Origin of the sequence: Streptomyces sp. WAC05292 (genome assembly GCF_003949955.1) — a bacterium.
Taxonomy (GTDB): domain Bacteria; phylum Actinomycetota; class Actinomycetes; order Streptomycetales; family Streptomycetaceae; genus Streptomyces; species Streptomyces globosus.
In genome coordinates this window covers 16531-35308 of the sequence record NZ_RPSE01000026.1, presented here as the reverse complement: position 1 = coordinate 35308, position 18778 = coordinate 16531, and the positions used below count along the sequence as shown (strand labels likewise).

General features: G+C 74.4%; 17 protein-coding genes. 3 read left to right on the top strand and 14 right to left on the bottom strand.

The annotated features are described in order from the left end of the window. The coding region (locus tag EF903_RS05650; protein ID WP_148142503.1) for a S9 family peptidase at positions 1 to 1121 on the top strand (1121 nt) is incomplete at its 5' end. 81 nt (positions 1122 to 1202) lie between these two features. Here the strand turns inward: EF903_RS05650 and EF903_RS05645 are convergent. The 5 genes from EF903_RS05645 to EF903_RS05625 are packed head-to-tail and all read right to left on the bottom strand — an operon-like array spanning position 1203 to position 6985. Beyond that, complete coding sequence (locus EF903_RS05645; protein ID WP_125541500.1) at positions 1203 to 2225, bottom strand: ABC transporter ATP-binding protein; 1023 nt, start codon at positions 2223 to 2225, stop codon at positions 1203 to 1205. Then, on the bottom strand, positions 2222 to 3274 hold the full coding sequence (locus EF903_RS05640) for an ABC transporter ATP-binding protein (RefSeq protein WP_125541498.1): 1053 nt from the start codon (positions 3272 to 3274) through the stop codon (positions 2222 to 2224). Before EF903_RS05640 ends, EF903_RS05645 begins: the two co-directional genes overlap by 4 nt. After that, complete coding sequence (locus tag EF903_RS05635; RefSeq protein ID WP_114054682.1) at positions 3274 to 4260, bottom strand: ABC transporter permease; 987 nt, start codon at positions 4258 to 4260, stop codon at positions 3274 to 3276. The genes EF903_RS05640 and EF903_RS05635 overlap by 1 nt, the downstream gene beginning before the upstream one ends. Continuing rightward, positions 4257 to 5204 (bottom strand): ABC transporter permease, encoded by a 948-nt coding sequence (locus EF903_RS05630; protein WP_125541495.1) that lies wholly within the window; start codon positions 5202 to 5204, stop codon positions 4257 to 4259. Before EF903_RS05630 ends, EF903_RS05635 begins: the two co-directional genes overlap by 4 nt. 38 nt (positions 5205 to 5242) lie before the next feature. After that, positions 5243 to 6985: an ABC transporter substrate-binding protein gene (locus EF903_RS05625; RefSeq protein WP_125541492.1), complete on the bottom strand. Its 1743-nt coding sequence runs from the start codon at positions 6983 to 6985 to the stop codon at positions 5243 to 5245. Positions 6986 to 7218: 233 nt separating this feature from the next. On the opposite strand from EF903_RS05625, the gene EF903_RS05620 reads away from it, so the two are divergent. Together EF903_RS05620 and EF903_RS05615 are read left to right on the top strand one after the other, a co-directional pair. Next, positions 7219 to 7899, top strand: a complete 681-nt coding sequence (locus EF903_RS05620) for a DUF6232 family protein (protein WP_221888717.1) — start codon at positions 7219 to 7221, stop codon at positions 7897 to 7899. Next, positions 7896 to 8249: a hypothetical protein gene (locus EF903_RS05615; RefSeq protein WP_125541489.1), complete on the top strand. Its 354-nt coding sequence runs from the start codon at positions 7896 to 7898 to the stop codon at positions 8247 to 8249. The genes EF903_RS05620 and EF903_RS05615 overlap by 4 nt, the downstream gene beginning before the upstream one ends. Before the next feature lie 55 nt (positions 8250 to 8304). On the opposite strand, the gene EF903_RS05610 is transcribed toward EF903_RS05615, so the two are convergent. From EF903_RS05610 to EF903_RS05570, 9 genes are all read right to left on the bottom strand, one after another. Further along, positions 8305 to 9024 (bottom strand): GntR family transcriptional regulator, encoded by a 720-nt coding sequence (locus EF903_RS05610; protein ID WP_125541486.1) that lies wholly within the window; start codon positions 9022 to 9024, stop codon positions 8305 to 8307. A 41-nt stretch (positions 9025 to 9065) separates the two neighbouring features. After that, entirely contained in the window at positions 9066 to 10019 is a 954-nt protein-coding gene (locus EF903_RS05605) for an ornithine cyclodeaminase family protein (protein WP_399420180.1), read from the bottom strand. Next, complete coding sequence (locus EF903_RS05600; RefSeq protein WP_260614851.1) at positions 10016 to 11086, bottom strand: proline racemase family protein; 1071 nt, start codon at positions 11084 to 11086, stop codon at positions 10016 to 10018. Before EF903_RS05600 ends, EF903_RS05605 begins: the two co-directional genes overlap by 4 nt. Next, positions 11083 to 12087, bottom strand: coding sequence for a proline racemase family protein (locus tag EF903_RS05595; RefSeq protein ID WP_125541483.1), 1005 nt, complete (start codon positions 12085 to 12087; stop codon positions 11083 to 11085). The genes EF903_RS05600 and EF903_RS05595 overlap by 4 nt, the downstream gene beginning before the upstream one ends. Before the next feature lie 16 nt (positions 12088 to 12103). Next, positions 12104 to 13033: a dihydrodipicolinate synthase family protein gene (locus EF903_RS05590; RefSeq protein WP_125541480.1), complete on the bottom strand. Its 930-nt coding sequence runs from the start codon at positions 13031 to 13033 to the stop codon at positions 12104 to 12106. 143 nt (positions 13034 to 13176) lie between these two features. Further along, positions 13177 to 14709 carry an NAD(P)/FAD-dependent oxidoreductase gene (locus tag EF903_RS05585; protein WP_125541477.1) on the bottom strand — a complete coding sequence of 511 codons (1533 nt, stop codon included), beginning with the start codon at positions 14707 to 14709 and terminating at the stop codon, positions 13177 to 13179. Next, the gene (locus tag EF903_RS05580) at positions 14690 to 15019 is read right to left on the bottom strand and encodes a (2Fe-2S)-binding protein (protein ID WP_185902531.1); all 330 of its coding nucleotides are present in this window, start codon (positions 15017 to 15019) and stop codon (positions 14690 to 14692) included. The genes EF903_RS05585 and EF903_RS05580 overlap by 20 nt, the downstream gene beginning before the upstream one ends. Further along, on the bottom strand, positions 15016 to 16185 hold the full coding sequence (locus EF903_RS05575; RefSeq protein WP_125541475.1) for an FAD-binding oxidoreductase: 1170 nt from the start codon (positions 16183 to 16185) through the stop codon (positions 15016 to 15018). The genes EF903_RS05580 and EF903_RS05575 overlap by 4 nt, the downstream gene beginning before the upstream one ends. A 125-nt stretch (positions 16186 to 16310) precedes the next feature. Continuing rightward, complete coding sequence (locus EF903_RS05570; protein WP_125541472.1) at positions 16311 to 18758, bottom strand: collagenase; 2448 nt, start codon at positions 18756 to 18758, stop codon at positions 16311 to 16313. Positions 18759 to 18778: the final 20 nt, after the last annotated feature.

Genomic DNA, 18778 nt, shown 5'->3' with positions numbered 1-18778 from the left:
GGCGGATGCTCACCGCCGCCGACACCCCCGACGGGGCCGCCCGCACCCTCGCCGTCGACGGCCGGCCGCTCACCGGCGCCGGCGTCCAGATCCGCCGCGTCGCCGGATTCCACCAGGGACGGCTGCTCGTCGAGGCCGGGCTGCGCGACCCCGCCGAACAGCAGGTGCTGCTCCTCGACCCCGACTCCGGCGCGCACACCGTCCTCGCCGGCGACACCGGCGTCCCCGCCGTGCACAGCGTCATCGCCTCGGCCGGCTCGCTGCTGCTGACCGCCGCCGACCGCGACGGCATCCGCCGCACCCTCCACACCGCCGACGGGCGGCGGTTCACCCCCGGCGACCTCTCACAGCCGCTGCCGTACCGGGTCGCGCCGCTGCTGGAGCGCGTCACCGAGCACGGCGTCCCCACCGCGCTCGTCCTGCCCAGCGGGCACGTCCCCGGCAGGCGGCTGCCCGTCCTCGTCGACGGCTACGGCGGGCCCGGATTCCAGGACGTCAGCGCCGAGCCGCGCCGCTGGCAGTACCGCCAGTGGTGGGCCGACCAGGGCTTCGCCGTCGTGACCGTCGACAACCGCGGCACCCCGTACGTCTCCCCCGCCTTCACGCACGCCATGTACCGGGGCTTCTCCGACGTCACCCTGGAGGACCAGGTCGCCGCGCTGCAGGCCCTCGGCGCCCGCCACCCCGACCTCGACCTCGCCCGCGTCGGCGTCCGCGGCTGGTCCTACGGCGGCTACCTCGCCGCGCTCGCCGTCCTGCGCCGCCCCGACGTGTTCCACGCGGCCTCGGCCGGCGCCGCGCCCACCGACTTCCGGCACTACGACACCGCGTACACCGAGCGCTACCTCGGCCTGCCCCAGGACCACCCCGAGGTCTACGAACGGGACTCGCTCATCCCCGACGCGCCGAAGCTGACCCGGCCGCTGCTGCTCAGCACCGGCCTCGCCGACGACAACGTCCACCCCTCCCACACCCTGCGCCTCTCCCGGGCGCTGACCGACGCGGGCCGCCCCCACCAGCTGCTGGCGCTGCCCGGCGTCACCCACATGACGCCCGGCGGGGTGAAGGAGAAGCTGATGGCGCTGGAGCTGGAGTTCTTCCGCCGCGAACTCGCCGCCTGAAGCCGCGCGCCCGCCGGGACGGCGAAGGGCCCCGGAGCCGATCGTGTCGGCTCCGGGGCCCCGCCTTCCCGGGTTCACCCGTCAGTCGCCCGGGAAGTGACAGGCCACCTCGCGGGAGGCGGCGATCCGCAGCAGGGGCCGCTCCGTGCGGCACACCTCCTGCGCCTTGGGGCAGCGCGGGTGGAAGGAGCAGCCCGGCGGCGGCGAAGCCGGGCTCGGCGGGTCCCCGAGCAGCACGATCCGCTCCCGCCGCCGCTCCGCCGCCGGATCGGGCAGCGGCACGGCCGACAGCAGCGCCCGCGTGTACGGGTGCTGGGGGGCGTCGTACAGGTCGCGCTTCGCACCGATCTCGACGATCCGGCCCAGGTACATGACCGCCACCCGGTCGCTGACCCGCTTCACCACGGACAGGTCGTGCGCGATGAACACGTACGACAGCCCGAGCTCCTCCCGCAGCCGCTCCATCAGGTTGACGATCTGCGCCTGCACCGAGACGTCCAGCGCGGACACCGGCTCGTCGGCGACGATCAGCCGCGGCCCGGTGGCCAGGGAGCGGGCGATGCCGATGCGCTGCGCCTGCCCGCCGGAGAACTCGTGCGGATAGCGGTCGATGTGCTCGGGGATCAGGCCGACCAGCTCCATCAGCTCCGCGGCGCGGCGCCGGGCGTCGGCCGCCGACCAGCCCTGCACGAGCAGCGGGTCGGAGATGATCCGCGAGACGGTCTGGCGCGGGTTCAGCGAGGAGTGGGGGTCCTGGAAGACCATCTGGACGTCGCGGCGCAGGGGCCGCAGGGCGCGCTGGGACAGGCGGGTGACGTCCCGGCCGTCGAAGACGACCGAGCCGGAGGTGGGCTCCAGCAGGCGGACGAGCATCCGGCCCGTGGTGGACTTCCCGCAGCCCGACTCCCCGACGAGTCCGAGGGTCTCCCCCGCGGCGAGGTCGAAGGAGACCCCGTCGACGGCGCGGACCGGCGCGCCCCGGCGGCCGGTCGCGGAGCGCCGGCCGGGGAAGGCCATGGTCAGGTCGCGCACCGACAGCAGGGCCGCCGGGCCGGCCTCGGCCGGGCTTCCGGCGGGCGGCGCGGCGTGGATGGGTGTGGTCATGGGGCCGCCTCCTCGGCGATGGGGGATCCGGCGTAGTGGCAGGCGGCCGCCCGGCCGGGGAGGTCCCCGTACGGCAGGAGCTGCGGCCGCTCCCGCGTGCAGCGGTCCGTGGCCGCCGTGCAGCGCGGGGCGAAGGCGCAGCCCGGGGCCGGGGTGAGCAGGGAGGGCGGGGAACCGGGGATGGCGCGCAGCGGGCCGTCGTCGCCGTCGTCGGCGAGGCGGGGCATGGAGTCGAGCAGGCCGCGCGTGTACGGGTGGGCGGGGTCGGCGAACAGGGTGTCGGCGTCGGCCTGTTCGGCGGCCCGGCCGCCGTACATGACGAGGACGTCGTGTGCGACGCGGGCGACGACGCCCAGGTCGTGGGTGATCATGACGATGCCGAGGCCGCGCTCCTGCTGGAGGCGGGCGAGGAGTTCGAGGATCTGCGCCTGGACGGTGACGTCGAGGGCGGTGGTGGGCTCGTCCGCGATGAGCAGCTCGGGCTCGCAGGCCAGTGCCATGGCGATCATGGCGCGCTGGCGCATGCCGCCGGAGAACTGGTGCGGGTACTCGCCCGCACGGCGGGCGGGTTCCGGGATGCCGACCTCGCCGAGCATCTCCACCGCACGCTTGCGGGCGGCGGCGCGGCCGCTGCGGAAGTGGACGCGGACGTGCTCGGCTATCTGCTCGCCGACGGTGTAGTAGGGGTGGAGGCTGGACAGCGGGTCCTGGAAGATCATGGCCATCTTCCGGCCGCGGAGCCGGGACAGCTCCTTCTCGGTCAGCCCGGTGAGCTCCCGTCCGTCGAGGCGGACGGAGCCCTCGACCTCGGCGCCGCGGTGCAGGCCCATGACGGCGAGCGAGGTGACCGACTTCCCCGATCCGGATTCGCCGACGATGCCGAGGGTGCGGCCGGCCTCGACGGTGAAGTCGAGGGAGTCGACGGCGCGTACGGGCCCGCGCGGGGTGCGGAAGGTGACCCCGAGGCCGCGTACGGCGAGGAGCGGCGCATCGGCGCTGCGGGGTGTGTCGGGGGCGCCGGTGGCGTCGGTGGCGTCGGTGGCGGCCATCAGTACCTCACCCTCGGGTCGACGACGGCGTACAGGAGGTCGACCGCGAGGTTGGCGACGACGATGAAGAAGGCGGCGAGCAGGGTGACGCCGAGGACGACCGGCTGGTCGGAGCTGACGAGCGCGCCGTAGAACAGCCTGCCGATGCCGGGGAGTCCGAAGATGGACTCCGTGATGACGGCGCCGGCGAGGAGTCCGCCGAGGTCCATGCCGAAGATGGTGAGGATCGGCGTCATGCCGGAGCGCAGGCCGTGCTTGACGACGACGGTGCGCTCGGGCATGCCCTTGGCGCGGGCCGTGCGGATGTACGGCTCGGCCATGGCCTCGATCATGGATCCGCGGCTCTGGCGGGCGTACATGGCGGCGTAGAGCAGGGCCAGTGCGGTCCAGGGCAGCAGGAGGTTGGAGGCCCAGCCGAGCGGGTCGGAGCCGAAGGGGGTGTAGGCGGGGTAGGGCAGCAGTCCGGCGATGCGGATGACGCCGTAGATGAGCATGACGGACGTGAAGTAGACCGGCAGGGAGGCGGCCGCGACGGCGCCGACCATGAGGGCCTTGTCGGTGGCGGTGTCCTTGCGCAGGGCGGCGGTGACACCGGCGCCCAGGCCGAGGACGAGCCACAGGACGGCCGCGCCGAGGGCGAGGGAGGCCGAGACGGGCAGGCGGTCCATCAGCAGGTCCCACACGGGCAGGGAGTTCTCGTACGAGTAGCCCAGGCAGGGGAAGTCGCAGCGGACGGCGTACTGGCCCGTGCCGAGGGTGCGGCCGGTGAAGATGCCGGTGAGGAAGTCGGCGAACTGCCGCCACAGCGGCAGGTCCAGGCCGAGGTAGGCCCGGACGTCGGCGATCCGCTCTGGGCTGCACGTCTTGCCGCAGGCGGCCGCGGCGGGGTCGGAGGGCAGGACGTAGAAGATGAGGAAGGTGACGGCGGCGATGGCCAGGAGCACGCCTGCGAGGGCGAGCAGCCGGCGGGCGAGGTAGAGGATCAACTGCGGCTCCCCCTCGGGTCGAGGATGTCGCGCAGGGCGTCGCCGAGCAGCGTGAAGGCCAGGACGGCGAGGAAGAGGAAGGTGCTGGGGATGGCGAAGTACATCGGGTCGGTCTCGTAGAAGGCCACGGACTCGGCGATCATCTGGCCCCAGGAGGGGGTGGGCGGGCGGACGCCGACGCCGAGGTAGCTGAGGGCGGCCTCGGTGCTGATCATGCCGGGGATGAGCAGGGTGGTGTAGGCGATGACCGGGCCGGAGACGCCGGGGAGGATCTCGCGGGTCAGGATCCGCCAGGAGCCGGATCCGGCGACGCGGGCGGCGTCGACGTACTCGCGGTGCTTGAGGGAGAGGGTCTGGCCGCGGACGACGCGGGCGACGCCGGGCCAGCCGAAGACGCCGATGACGGCGGTCATGAGGACGATGCGGTTGACGTCCTTGGCGACGGACAGCATCGCGATCATGAAGATGAGGGACGGGAAGGACATCGTCAGGTCCATCAGGCGGGACAGGACGGCGTCGGTGCGGCCGCCGAAGTAGCCGGCGGCGATCCCGGCCGCGGTGCCGGTGACGACGACGATCGCGGTCGCGGCGAACGCGATGAGCAGGGAGACCTGGGCGCCGGTGACGACGCGGGCGAACAGGTCGCGGCCGGTGACGGGTTCGACGCCGAGCCAGTGCTCGGGGCTGATCCCGCCGAAGGAGCCGAGGGGGAGGCCGCCGAGGTAGGGGTCGACGGCGGACTTGTCGAACTCCTCGGGGGACCAGCCGCCCAGGGCGCTGAGCCAGGGGGCGGTGGCGGCCATCAGGACGAAGAGGGTGACGACGCAGAGGCTGATGCGGACGGCGGGGCGGCGGCGGAGCTCCCGCCGGGCGAGCTGCCAGGGGCTGCTGCCCGGGGGGAGCGTCTCGGCCGTCGCGGCCTGGGGGGCTGCGGTGGCTGTCATGGGTGTCGTGGGTGTCGTGGCTCGGTTCCCGGGGCCGCTCAGCCCTGGCTCTTCGAGGGGTCCTTGAGGCCGATGGTCGCGTAGTCGATGGTGCCGGTCCACACGGGGTGGCCGAAGGCTCCGGCGATGTTGGTGCCGACGAGGAGGGGCTTGCGCTCCAGCAGGACGGGGATGGAGGGCGCCTTCTTCATGATCTCGGCGTCGAGTTCGGTCCAGGCCTGGTTGGCCTGCTTGGCGTCGGCCATGGCGTTGATCTCGTCGATGCGCTTCTGGACGGCCTCGTCCCGGAACTGTGCGTAGTTGCCCTGGTTGCCCTTCTCCTTGATGGTGCGGCCGTCGAAGACGAACGGGATCCAGGTGGAGCCGGAGGGGTAGTCGGGGCACCAGCCGGTGAAGGTCATGTCGGGCGTGGTGGAGAGGTCGCCGATGACGTCGTAGTAGGCGCCGGGGTCGACGGTGTCGATGACGACCTGGACGCCGGCGCGGGCCAGGCCCTGCTGGATGGCCTCGGCGGCGCCCTTGTCGCCGGTGGAGACGGAGAGGGAGACCTTCAGGCTCTCCTTGCCGGCGGCCTTGAGGAGCTCCTTGGCCTTGGCGGGGTCGCCGGCCGGGGCGATCTTGAGGGTGTCGGCCTGCTTGCCGCCGGTGAGGGCGGGCGGCAGGTAGGCGGTGGCGATCTCGTTGAGGGCGGGGCCGCCGCCCGCGGTGATGACCGCTTCCTTGTCGAGGGCGTAGTGCATGGCCTCGCGGACCTTCGGGTCGTTGAAGGGGGCGCGGGAGTTGTTCAGGTGCAGCATCGTGGTGCAGCCCTGGGACTCGGCGAGGAGGCGGGCCTTGACGTCGGGCTTGGGCAGCACCTTGGGGGCGCTCTCGGGGCGCATGTCGGAGTACTGCACGGCGGAGGCGTCGGCGCCTTCGGAGGCGATGATGCGGTCGTCGATCTGGCCGCCCTTGAGGCCCATGACGACGACGAACTTGTCCGGGTAGGCCTTGCGCACCTGGTCGGTCGCGGGGTCCCAGTGCTCGTTGCGGACGAGGACCAGCTGCTTGTCGCGGTCGTAGGTCTCGATCTTGTACGGGCCGGAGGAGAACGGGCGGGCGTCGTACTGGGTGCCCTTCTCCTGGGACTGCGGCACGGGGGCGAAAGTGGGGAGGGTGGCGGTCGCGGAGAACTCGGCGACGGGGCGCTTCAGTTCGAAGACGATGGTGCGGTCGTCGGGGGTCTTGACGGAGTCGAGGTGCTGCCCCTGGAGCGGGCCCTTGTAGTTCTCGCCGCCGGCCAGGTATTGGGCGGCGTAGTCGGGGCCGCCGGTGAGGTCGGGGGCGAAGGACCGCTCGACGTTGTACTTGATGTCCTGGGCCTTGATCGGGGTGCCGTCCTCGTACTTCAGCCCCTCCTTGAGGGTGAAGGTCCAGGTGCGGCCGCCGTTGGAGGGGGTCCCGAGGTCGGTGGCGAGGTCGGGGACGAGCTCGCTGCCGGCCTTGCCGGGCTCGGCCTTGAAGGTGACGAGGGTGCGGTAGAGCAGCCGGGTGCCGAAGTCCATCGCCGGCATCGTCCAGTTGCGGGCCGGGTCGAGGTGGGAGAAGTCCTGGTTCGACAGGACGGTGAGGGTGCCGCCCTTGGCCGGGGTGCCGCCGAGGACCTTGCCGTCGTTGGCGGCGGCGGGGTTGGCGGCTCCGTTGTCGGCGGAGCCCTTCTTGGGGTCGGAGCATCCCGTCGCGCCGAGTGCGATGGCCGCCACCAGGGCGGTGGCGAGGGCGAGTTGGCTGCGCTTGGTCATGGTCACTCCAGTGAAGGGCCGCGCTCTATGATGTGACCGGTAACATAGTAATGTGAAATTGTACTGACAAGGGATCGGACCCGCCGTTATCCAGCCGTGTCCAAATCCGGTGGTGCGCGGTCCGCTCCGGACCCGCCGCCGACGCGCCACGCGCGGCCGGAAATGCCCTTGCCCGCCCCGCGACGGCGTCGTTGGATGGCCCTTTCGCTCAAGCGGGGCTCCCAGGGGGATACATGGACACGAGAGGGTCAGGGGTGCCGTCGCAGCCGTCGGCGCCGCCCAGGCCGACGGGGTCGGCGGCGCAGCCGGGCGGGGTGCCGCCCGTTCCGCAGCGGCCGCCCGGCGCGGCGCCCGCACCCGCCGGGAAGGGCCGGCCGCTCGACCTGACCGTCACACGGCGGCTGCTGTGGGTGGGCGGGGCCGTGTATCCGCTCGCGAACGTCGCGCGGGTCTACACCTTCGTCCTCCGCCCCCGGCGCAAGGAGGCCGTGCTGCAGTGGCTGCGGCGGACGGCGGTCACGTTGCTCGCGGCTCTGGGCTTCACCCTGTTCGGGGCCATCGCCGAGGCCCTCACGCGCGGCGAGAGCGGCTTCGGCGGCGTCCTCGCGTTCGTCTGGATCGCCTCCGTCGCCGCCCTGATCTGGTTCGCCGCCGACATGCTCGCCGTCGTGACGGCGTCCTCGCACTTCACGCTCGGGGTGGAGACGAACGGCCAGTCGACGGCCCTCGCCACCGGCGACCCCGCGCAGCTCGACGAGGCGGTCCACCGGATCGCCTACGCCATCGAGCACCCGGACACGGAGCTGCGGCTGACGGTGGAGCAGCTCTCCATCAGCAACCCGAGCAACTACTACTTCGGCGACACGGTCAACATGTACGGCGGAAACGGCAACGTGGGGATGCGCAGCGCATGAGCGGAGACAGCTACAACTTCGGCAACGTCGTCAACATGCACGGCGGCCAGGGCAACACCGGCATGTCGTTCGGCGGGGGCGCGGCGGCGGGGCCGGCCCTCTCCCCCGCCGCGGAGCGGGCTCTGCTTGAACTGCTGCCGCTGGTGCAGGAGTTGCGGGCACGGGTGCCGCAGGTGGCCGTGCAGCGGATCGACGAGTCCCTGCCGGCCCTCGCGGCCGACGCCGCCGTCTCGCCCGAGCAGCGGTACAACGCGCTGACCGCGGTCGCGGGCATCGCCGCGACCGTCGGGGCGATCGGGCAGCCCGTGGTCGAGGCGGTCAGCGCGCTGCTCGGGCTGCTCGGCGGCTGAACCGGCCGGGCGGGCCCGGGCACGGGCCGGACGGGCGGCCGGCCGGCCGGGGCATTCAGCCGGTGAGGCCGGAGCCGAGGCCGCCCGCCGCGGGTCGGCCCACCGGCTCGTCGCGGCCCTCCGCCCACAGGGAGCGCACGTGCCCGAGGTGGCGGGTCATGCACGCCTCGGCCGCCTCCGCGTCGCCCGCGATCATCAGGTCGAGGAGTTCCAGGTGCTCCTCGGCGGAGGAGACCAGCTTGCCCGCCTCGTCCAGACCGGTGAGCCCGTAGAGGCGGGAGCGCTTGCGCAGGTCGCCGACGGTCTCGACCAGGCGCTCGTTCCCTGCGAGCCCCAGCAGCGTCAGGTGGAAGCGGCGGTCCGCCTCCAGGTAGCCGATGAGGTTGTGCTCGCGGGCACTGGTGACGATCTCCTCCGCGATGGGGCGCAGGGCCTCCAGCTGCTCGCGGGGGGCCATCCGGGTGACCTTGCCGACCGTCGGAACCTCGATCATCGTGCGGAGTTCGGTGTACTGGTCCAGGTCGCGTTCGCTGACCTCGGTGATCCTGAAGCCCTTGTTGCGGACGGGCTCGACCAGGCCCTCGCGGGCGAGGTCGAGCATGGCCTCGCGGACGGGGGTGGCGGAGACGCCGAGTTCGGCGGCGAGCCCGGGGGCCGAGTAGACGCTGCCGGGGCGCAGTTCGCCCGCTATCAGAGCCGCTCGGAGGGCGTGGCCGACCTGGTCGCGGAGCCGTTCCTGGGCCTTGATGAGGCTGTGCTGCTTCAGGTCACCCATTGCTTGTCCTCCGAGAGATCGCAGAGGAACAGCGTACAATGTCACGTTTCGCTGTTCTTCCCGGCGGCCGTGTACAGCGCCACCGCCACGGCGAGATCCTCCCAGGCCATGCCCACGCTCTTGAAGAGCCGTGGACAACCCGCCGGACCCGGCCCCGGCGCCCGCCCCGCGACCAGATCGGCCAGGGTGGCCGTGATGTGGCCGGGCCCGATCGCGCCCTCCGCCTCCGGAACCAGCAGGTCCCCCGCCTCCCGCAGGGCCGCCGAGCGGGCTTCGACGTACACGGCCGAGCGCCGCACCAGCGCCGTGTCCGTCTCGCGGGCGTCCGGCTCGTGCGAGCCGACCGCCACCACCACCGCGCCGGGCTCGACGAGCCGCCCGTCGAAGAGCGGGGTGCGGGCCGTGGTGCAGCACAGCACCAGGTCCGCCCCGGCCACGTCCGCCGCGGTGCCCGTCCGCGCGGGGACGCCCAGCGTGCGGGCGTGCTCCGCCAGGGCCTTCGCGCCCGGGCCGTCCGGGTCTCTGCCGACGACCACGGCCTCGGCCAACTCCCGCACCGCGGCCGCGGCTTCGAGGTGCCCGTACGCCTGCGGGCCGGTCCCGAAGAGCACCAGCCGCAGCGGCCGCCCGGCCGGGGCCAGGTGCCGCAGGGCCAGCGCGGAGACCGCCGGGGTGCGCAGCGCCGTGAGGGCGGCGCCGTCGAGGAGGGCGACCGGGCGGAGGGTGGGGCCGTCGAGGAGGAGGTAGGAGCCGGTGATCCGGGGCAGGCCGCGCGCCGGGTTCCCCGGCGCCACCCCGGCGATCTTCACGCCGGCGTACGGCCCCTGCGCGGCCGGCATCAGCAGCAGCTCCCCGCCGCCCGGCACGGCGACCGCGCTGCGCTGCGGGCAGACCTCCGGGTCGAGCCCGGCGCGCAGCGCGGCGGCCAGGGCGTCGGCGGCCGCGGCCGGGCCGAGCAGGGCCGTGGTCTCGGCGGCGCCGATCTGCCGGATCACAGCAGGAACCCGGCGCCGAGCGCGTCGTGCGGGTCGAGCGTGAAGCGGTGCTCGCCGGTGCGGTACGCGGAGCCGGTGACCTCGGTGACCAGGCCGTCGGGGGCCGCCCCGGGCGCGGCGGCCGCGGGGACGATCCGACCGGTGAACACCGTCCCGGCCACCGACTCGTGCAGCAGGGAGTCCTCCGGTCCGAGGCGGCCGTCCTCGGCGAGGAGCGCGAGCCGCGCGGACGTGCCGGATCCGCAGGGCGAGCGGTCGACCTGCCCGTCGGCGAAGACGGTCACGTTGCGCTGGTGCGGTCCGAAGGGGGTGTCCGGGAGCTCCTCGTGGAGGATCACCCCGTAGACGCCCGAGAGCAGCGGGCCGTCCGGGTGCCAGGTGGCGGGGTGGCCGGCGAGCGCGGTGCGGATCTCGCGGCCGGCGCGCACCAGGTCCCCGAGCGCGGCCCGGGAGACGTCCAGGCCGAGGTCGCGCGCCCGGACGGAGGCATAGCAGGCGCCGGCGTGGGCGATGTCGGCCTCCGCGATCCCGAAGCCGGTGGCGACGGGCACCTTGCGGGCGCCTACCCGGGCCGCGACGTTGCGGAAGGTGACGCCGGTGGTGCGGCCGCCGCTGCGGTGGACGGTGGCGGCGACCCGGCCCGAGGGCACGTCGATCCGCACCGGGACGTCGCCCTCGTCGGGGGCGGGCACCCGGCCCGTGTCCACGGCCCAGGCGCCGAGCGCCATGGTGCCGTGGCCGCAGGCGGTGGAGTAGCCGTCCTTGTGCCAGAAGAGGACGCCGAAGTGGGCGCCGTCGTCGTCCGGCGGCACGACGAACCCGCCGTACATGCCGGCGTGCCCGCGCGGCTCCTGCACGAGCAGGCGCCGTACGGAGTCCAGCGCGCCCGGCCGCGGCGCCGTGCCGGAGCCGCCGGGGCCGATCGCGGTGGCGCAGCGCTCGGCGACGGTGTCGCCGGGGGCGGGCGGGAGGCCGGGGTCGGCGGTGTCGACGATCCGGAACGGCTCTCCGGCCGCGTGGTAGTCGGCGGTGCGCACCTCGGGCACGGCGGGGTCGTCGGCGGTCACAGCAGGAACCCTCCGGGGAAGGGGTCGGACGGGTCGAGGAAGTACTGGGCGGTGCCGGTGATCCAGGCCCGCCCGGTGACCGTGGGCACCACGGCCTCGTACCCGCCGACGGTGGTGCGGCCGACGAGCCGGCCGGTGAACTCGGTGCCGATGAAGGACTCGTTCACGAAGTCGGCGCCGAGGTCCAGGAGGCCGCGGGCGTGCAGCTGGGCCATGCGCGCGCTGGTGCCCGTACCGCAGGGCGAGCGGTCGAACCAGCCGGGGTGGATGGCCATGGCGTGCCGGGAGCGGCGGGCGTCGGAGCCGGGGGCCGCGAGGTAGACGTGCTTGACGCCGGCGATGGCGGGGTCCTCGGGGTGGACGGGCCGGTCGGCGGAGGAGTTGACCGCGTCCATGATCGCGAGCCCTGCGGCGATCAGGTCGTCCTTGCGGGCGCGGTCGAAGGGGAGGCCGAGGGCGTCGAGCTCGACGAAGGCGTAGAAGTTGCCGCCGTAGGCGAGGTCGTAGGTGACGGTGCCGTATCCGGGGACGTCGGCCTTGAGGTCGAGGCCCGCGCAGTAGGCGGGGACGTTGGTGAGGGTGACGGCGGTGGCCGCCCCGTCCTCGACGCGGACGTCGACGGAGACGAGTCCGGCGGGGGTGTCGAGGCGGACGGTGGTGACCGGCTCGACCGCCGGCACCATGCCCGTCTCGACGAGGACGGTGGCGACCCCGATGGTGCCGTGCCCGCACATGGGCAGCAGGCCCGACACCTCGATGTAGAGGACGCCGAAGTCGGCGTCGGGGCGGGTGGGGGGCTGCAGGATCGCGCCGCTCATCGCGGAGTGGCCGCGCGGCTCGTACATGAGCAGGGTGCGGACGTGGTCCATGTGCTCGATGAAGTGGAGCCGTTTCTCGGCCATGGTGGCGCCGGGGATCACCCCGACGCCCCCGGTGACGACCCGGGTGGGCATGCCCTCGGTGTGCGAGTCCACCGCGTGGTAGATGTGGCGCGTGCGCATGGGTTCCCCCGGTCGGCTAGTTGAGTCCCTCGGCGAGGGCCTTCTCGGTCGCGGCGCGGACGGCCGCCTCGGTCTCCCCGGTCAGCGGGTGGCGCGGCGGGCGGGTGGCACCGCCCGGGCGGCCGGCCAGGTCCATGGACAGCTTGATGGCCTGGACGAACTCGGTCTTGGAGTCCCAGCGCAGCAGCGAGTGCAGGGACTTGTAGAGCGGCAGCGCGGTGTCCAGGTCGCCGGCGACGGCCGCGCGGTAGAGGGTGGCGCAGGCGGCTGGCAGGGCGTTGGGGTAGCCGGCGATCCAGCCGACGGCGCCGGCGAGGGCGAGTTCGAGCAGGACGTCGTCGGCGCCGATCAGGAGGTCCAGGCCGGGGGCGAGTTCGGCGATCTCGTAGGCGCGGCGGACGTCGCCGCTGAACTCCTTGACGGCGACGATGCTGCCGTCGGCGTGGAGCCGGGCGAGCAGGGAGGGCGTGAGGTCGACCTTGGTGTCGATCGGGTTGTTGTACGCGACGACGGGCACGCCGGTGCGGGCCACCTCGGCGTAGTGGGAGCGGACTGCGGACTCGTCGGCGCGGAAGGCGTTGGGCGGCAGCAGCAGGACGGAGCCGGCGCCGGCCTCGGCGGCCTGCTCGGTCCAGCGGCGGGCCTCGGCGCTGCCGTAGGCGGCGACGCCGGGCATGACGCGGCTGCCTTCGCCCGCGGCCTCGACGGCGGTGCGCACGACGCGGGCCCGCTCCTCGTCGGTGAGGGTCTGGTACTCGCCGAGGGAGCCGTTGGGGACGACGCCGTCGCAGCCGTTGGCGATGAGCCACGCGACGTGGTCGGCGTAGGCGTCGTAGTCGACGGAGAGGTCCTCGCGCAGGGGCAGCGCGGTGGCGACCATGATGCCGTGCCAGGGGCGGGTGCGCGTGTCGGCGGCGGTGGGCGCGGGGGTGTGCGCGTCGGTCATGAGAAAGCTCCCTAGTGTGGTGTGTGACATTTTACTAGTGGGTTGAACTCGGCCACAAGACTCCGGACGGCCCGGGTCGCAGGAGGCCGGGGGCAGAAGGGGGCGCACGGGCCGGGGCCGCGCCGCCCCGCCGCCCGCGCCGGTCAGCCGTCGGCGGGCGGCAGGCCGGCGAGGAGGCGCATCGGCACCGGGCAGGACAGCGGGCGCCGGTCGGGCGCCTGCTCCTCGCCGGCCAGGGCGGCGACGGCCGGTCCGCACATCCGCCCCTGGCACCAGCCCATTCCGGCGCGGGTCAGCAGCTTGGCGGTACGGGCGTCCCGGGCTCCGAGGTCGCGGACGGCCTCCCGGATCCGTCCGGCGGGCACCTCCTCGCAGCGGCACACGTCCGTGTCGTCCCGCAGCCAGCCCGTCCAGCCCTCCCCCGGCCGGTGGGCGCGGCCCATCGCGTCGGCGAAGGCCCGCAGCCGGGCGCGGCGGCGCAGCAGGGCGGCCGGGACGGGCCGGCCGGCGACGGCATGGGCCGCGATCTCCCCCTCGACCAGCGCCGGCTGCGCGCCGGCGATGCCGCCGGTCTCGCCGGCGGACCAGATCCCGGGGACGGAGGTCCGCTGGTGGGCGTCGAGGTCCAGCGCCGCGGTGCCGTCGGCGGCGCGGCGGGTGGCGCAGCCGAGAGCCGTGGCCAGCTCCAGCTGCGGGACCAGGCCGTGCCCGACGGCAACGGCGTCGCAGGGGATCCGGCGGGCGGTACCGGGCAGCGGCCGCCAGTCCGCGTCCAGGCGGGCCACGGTGACGGCCTCCACCCGGTCGGTTCCGTGCGCCTCGGTCACCGCGTGCCGGGTGAGCAGGCGCACGCCGTGGCGGAGCAGGGCCCCGCCGTACACGGCGCCCTCGGCGAGCTTGGCGGGGTTGCGCAGCAGGGCGGGCAGGGCTGGGGCGTACCCGGTGTAGGCGGCGGCCTCGACGACGGCGGGCACCCGCGCCCCGGCGGAGGCGAGGGATCCTGCGACGGCGAGCAGCAGCGGGCCGCTCCCGGCGACGACGACGCGCCGGCCGGGCAGGACGAGGCCGGCCTTGAGCATGGCCTGCGCGCCGCCGGCGCCGACGACACCGGGCAGGGTCCAGCCGGGGAAGGGCAGTTGGCGCTCGTAGGAGCCGGTGGCGAGGAGCACCGCGCGGGCCCGTACGGCCACCGCGCGCTCCTCCGTTCCGGCGACGGCGTGCAGCACCCAGGCGGCCGGGGCCCGGCGGGCGACGCCCCCGGCGGCGGCGCCCCCGGCGGCGGCGCCCCCGGCCGGAGCGGCGTCCTGGGCCGCGTCCGGCGCTGCGTCCTGCGGAACCACGGTCCAGACGTGGTGGCCGGGCAGGTACGTGACGCGGCCGGAGGCGGTGTGGGCGCGCAGGGCCCGCTCGCGGGCGGCGAACGCGGCCCAGCCGTGGTGGAGGACCTCGGGCCGCTCCGCGCCCAGCTGCGGGGCGGGGTGCCGGTAGAACTGCCCGCCGGGCCGCTCCCCCGCGTCGAGCAGGGCGACGCGCAGGCCGAACCCGGCGGCGGTGACGGCCGCGGCGAGGCCGGCCGGGCCGGCGCCGACGACGGCGAGGTCGGCGCGGACCTCGTCCGGGCAGCCGGCGGCGTCCGGGGCGCCGGGCCCGGGGAGGTCAGACGGCGAGGTCGGCACGGCCGGTCCCTTCCTGGGTGGTGACGGCGTCCCCGGGGCGGGCGGGGACCAGGCAGGCGCGCTGGTTGGGGCGGCCGTTGACGGTGACGAGGCAGTCGTAGCAGCTGCCGATCCCGCAGAACGCGCCGCGCGGGGCGCCGCCCTGACGGGTGGTGCGCCAGGCGAGGATGCCGGCGGCCCACAGCACGGCGGCGATGCTCTGCCCGGCGTGGGCGGTCAGTTCGCGCCCGTCGAAGCGCAGGGTGTACGTCGCATCGGGGCGCCCGCCGACGAGGTCGCGCGGGGACCGGCGGTGCGAGGGGTCGGTCATCGGCCGGTCTCCTTCGGCTGCGCCTCGGGCTCCGGGAAGCGGTCCGGGCGGAAGGGGTGGAGCGGGAGCGGGGGTTCGGCGCCCGTGAGGGCGGCCGCGACGAGCACCCCGGTGGCGGGGGCCAGGCCGATGCCGGCGCCCTCGTGCCCGCACGCGTGGAACAGTCCGGGGACCCGGGGGTCGGGCCCGATGGCGGGGAGGTGGTCGGGGAGGTAGGGCCGGAAGCCGTGGTAGGCGCGCAGGACGCGGGCGTCCGCGAGGACCGGGAAGAGGGCGGCGGCCTGTCCGGCGAGGCGGCGCAGGGCCTCCGGGGACAGCGACCGGTCGAAGCCGACGCGCTCCCGGGTCGCCCCGATCAGCACCGGCCCGGCCGGGGTGCCCTCGACGACCGCCGAGGACTGCAGGGCCGCGGAGCCGCTCGCGACGTCCGCGATGTAGTCGGCGGCGTACACCTTGTGCCGTACGACCCGGGGCAGCGGTTCGGTGACGAGGACGAAGCCGCGGCGCGGCAGGACCGGCAGGGTGGTGCCGGCGAGTTCCGCGATGCGGCCGCCCCAGGTGCCGGCGGCGTTGACGACGGCGGGTGCGGCGAGTTCGCGGCGCGTGGTGCGCACTCCGCGGACGGCGCCGCCGGCCGTGAGGATGCCGGTGGCCTCCTCGCCGAGGTGGAGTTCGGCGCCGGAGGCGGCGAGCAGGCGGGCGGCGGCCTGCGCGGGCTGGACCTGGGCGTCCTGGGGGTAGAGGAAGCCGCCCGCCCGGCCGGGTGCCAGGTGCGGCTCCAGTTCGCACAGCTCGGCCGGGTCGGCCTCGACGGCCTCCACGCCGGCGGCGCGCTGCCCGTCGGCGAAGGCGCGCAGGGCCTTCAGCGCGGCCTCGTCGGGGGCGATGACCAGGCCGCCCTTGGGCTCGTACTCGAGTTCTTCCGGGAGGGCGGCGGCCAGGTCGCGCCAGAGGCCTGCGGACAGCAGGGCGAGGTCGAGTTCGGGTCCGGCCTCCTTGTCGGAGACGAGGAGGTTGCCCTCGCCCGCTCCGGTCGTCCCGCCGGCGACGGGGCCGCGGTCGACGACGGCGGCGCGGAGGCCGGCGCGGGCGGCGTAGTAGGCGCACGCCGCTCCGACGACGCCGGCTCCGACGATCACGACGTCCAGGGGATGTCTCTTGGGCACGACAGTAATATGTCACATTCTTTAGCGGCTGCCCAGAGCGTGCAGCAGCGGGACGGTCCGGCGGCCGGCCCTCCCCCCGCTCCGGGGATCTCCCGGAGAAAAGGGCCGGCCGCCGGCGGCACGGGTCAGCTGCGCAGCGGGCCCTCGCAGCTGTACGGGGAGGTGCCGGCCGTGCGGTTGTCCCAGATCTCCACCGGGCCGAAGGAGCAGTTCATGTCGGCCAGGTTGTTGGACGCCGCGCCGGCCCGGTCGAGGATGAAGTAGTCGACCGTCTCGGACATGTCCTTGAAGTTCTGGTCGTCGCTGCGCCAGTTCTTCAGGTTCGCGGTGATCCGGCCGGTGCAGGTGAACCGCCGCTTGCCGGGGTCGCCGTTCTCCACGCAGTCCGGCGTGTTGTAGGTGGCCGCCGCGAACGCGGACTTCACCGAGGCGAGCGCGGAGTCGCGCAGCTGCTCGTTCGGCGTGTAGGTCGTGTTGGGCACGAACAGCTGGTCCACCTTGGCGATCTGCGCGTCCAGGAAGCGGTCGTAGTCGCGCTGGAGGTAGCTGTCCGAGCCGAGGCGGTGGCGCCAGGCGTCGTACTTCGCCACGTCGTTGTTGCGCAGGTGGGTGTACATCTCGCGCAGCAGGGACGGCTTCTCGGTCCACAGGAACTCGAAGAACGTGCCGGCGTAGCTGTAGAAGCGGAATCCGTCGCCGTCGTACGTCGCGTTGAGGATCTGCTCGACGCTCATGCGGGGGCCGCCGCCCGCCGTGTCGCCGATGATGCTCTTGACGAGCGACTTGCGCACGGCGATACCGTCGGAGCGGGTGGCACCGTCGAAGAACTCGGCCGTGCCCTCGTCCATGGCGGTGGTGCGGTCGCCCTCGTACCAGGGGCCCTGGCCGAAGAAGCCGTGCACGGCGAAGCGGCCGTTGAGGTAGTGCACGTACTCGTGGCGGAAGAGCTCTTCCAGGGTCAGGCTGGAGTCCTGCGGGACGCGGCGCTGGTAGGTGTAGAAGGTGGCGCCGTTCTCGATGTAGATGCCGCCGTTGTTCGTGTCGTACCCGGTCAGGATCGGGTGGTAGTTCACGTAGTCGGCGCGCGAGGCGTACAGCACGATGTTGAGGGTGCTGTTCGGGTCGCCGGCGAGCGGCTGCTCGGTGCCGATCACCCGGTGGTACTGCGCCTTGACCTGCTTGCTCGCGTAGTAGAGCTGGTCGACGGTGGCCCGGTCGAGGGCGGTGCGGACCTTGATGGCGCCGTTGTCGTAGGTGAAGGTGTTCGGGAAGAGCTGCTTCTCGATGTCCTCCTTGCAGACGCCGTACGGCTTGCACGCCTCGTAGAAGTTGAGCCAGGAGACGACCTTCGCCCACTGCTCGCTGCCGTCGCCGAAGGTGGTGCGGGCCGTCGACAGGAGCGCGCCGAGGTCGGCCACGGTCCGGTCCTTCAGGGAGGGGACCTGGCCGAAGCGGCCGTACTCGCCGAGGGCGTCGCGGGCGACCCAGGCGTTGGCGGTGCCCTTGAGGTGGCCGTAGCCGGCGAATGCCTTGAACAGGTCGCGGTAGGCCGGGTCGGCGGCCACCGCCGCGTGGAAGGCGGCGTCCTGGTTGCCCGGGTAGACGCCGAGGTAGTTCACCGACAGCGCGGCCAGTGCGGCGCCCGCCCAGTTCGCGTCGTGGTGGGTGGCCGGGTGGGCCGGGTCCATGGTGGCCAGGACCTTCTTGATCAGGCCGAGCTGGTGGTGGCGCAGGCCGGGGGCACTGCCCGCGTAGAGGGCCTCGCGCAGGGTGCGGGCGTTGGAGGCGGTGGTGTCGAAGGTGCGGGCGGCGGCGCCGAAGTCGGCGATGGCGCGGCGCATGGCCTCGACGGTCGGCGCGTCGGTGACGTCGATCTCGGAGCGCGAGTGGTCGTGGTAGGCGACGGCGTGCAGGTAGGTGAACATCTCCTCCAGGTGGGAGGAGTTCTTGCCGTCGTGCGCCGCGGCCAGGGCGGATATGCGCCGGGAGACGGCCTGGACGTGGGCGTCGGACATGACCGGGGCCAGGCGGGCGTCCCAGTTCCAGATGATGCCGCGCAGGCAGCCGTCGGCCGTGACGGCCTCGTCGCCGAGGAAGTCGGCGAACTGCTCCGGGGACAGCCCCGTCACGCCGTCGAGGGTGCAGGGGACGCCGGCGGCGAGGGTGCGGCCGGTCGCGGGGGCCGCCGCGGCCGCCTTGCGGCTCTTCTCGGCGCGCTCCGAGGCCGGCGCGGCCGCCGTCGGGGCGCCGGGGGTGCGGCCCTGGGCGGCCTGGGCCGCCGCGGCGTCCGCGGCGGAGCGGACCGCCTGGCCGCCCGGGGTGCGCCCGGCACCCGGAGCAACCGCGGACGCGGGGGCCGCCTCCTTCGGCGAGGCGAGGCGGTCGACCTCGTCGAACGGGTTTCCACCGCGGGCCCCGGCGGCGGGAGCGGCAGGGGCGGCGGCCGCACCCTGCACCGGGGCGGGGACCGCGGTCTCGGCGGCCACCGTCACGGCCTGGCCCGCCGTGGCGAGGAGCGTGACCGCGACCGCGGTGGAGAGGAGGGAGGAACGCACAACTCTGTGCTGGGACACCAAGGACTCCTGGAAGGGGA

What these genes read in the sequence shown, in the direction of transcription:
- EF903_RS05625 (WP_125541492.1), bottom strand. Translation starts at nt 6,985, where the DNA reads ATGACCAAGCGCAGCCAACTCGCCCTCGCCACCGCCCTGGTGGCGGCC.
- EF903_RS05580 (WP_185902531.1), bottom strand. Translation starts at nt 15,019, where the DNA reads ATGACCGACCCCTCGCACCGCCGGTCCCCGCGCGACCTCGTCGGCGGG.
- EF903_RS05590 (WP_125541480.1), bottom strand. Translation starts at nt 13,033, where the DNA reads ATGACCGACGCGCACACCCCCGCGCCCACCGCCGCCGACACGCGCACC.
- EF903_RS05645 (WP_125541500.1), bottom strand. Translation starts at nt 2,225, where the DNA reads ATGACCACACCCATCCACGCCGCGCCGCCCGCCGGAAGCCCGGCCGAG.
- EF903_RS05640 (WP_125541498.1), bottom strand. Translation starts at nt 3,274, where the DNA reads ATGGCCGCCACCGACGCCACCGACGCCACCGGCGCCCCCGACACACCC.
- EF903_RS05615 (WP_125541489.1), top strand. Translation starts at nt 7,896, where the DNA reads ATGAGCGGAGACAGCTACAACTTCGGCAACGTCGTCAACATGCACGGC.
- EF903_RS05620 (WP_221888717.1), top strand. Translation starts at nt 7,219, where the DNA reads ATGGACACGAGAGGGTCAGGGGTGCCGTCGCAGCCGTCGGCGCCGCCC.
- EF903_RS05610 (WP_125541486.1), bottom strand. Translation starts at nt 9,024, where the DNA reads ATGGGTGACCTGAAGCAGCACAGCCTCATCAAGGCCCAGGAACGGCTC.
- EF903_RS05595 (WP_125541483.1), bottom strand. Translation starts at nt 12,087, where the DNA reads ATGCGCACGCGCCACATCTACCACGCGGTGGACTCGCACACCGAGGGC.
- EF903_RS05630 (WP_125541495.1), bottom strand. Translation starts at nt 5,204, where the DNA reads ATGACAGCCACCGCAGCCCCCCAGGCCGCGACGGCCGAGACGCTCCCC.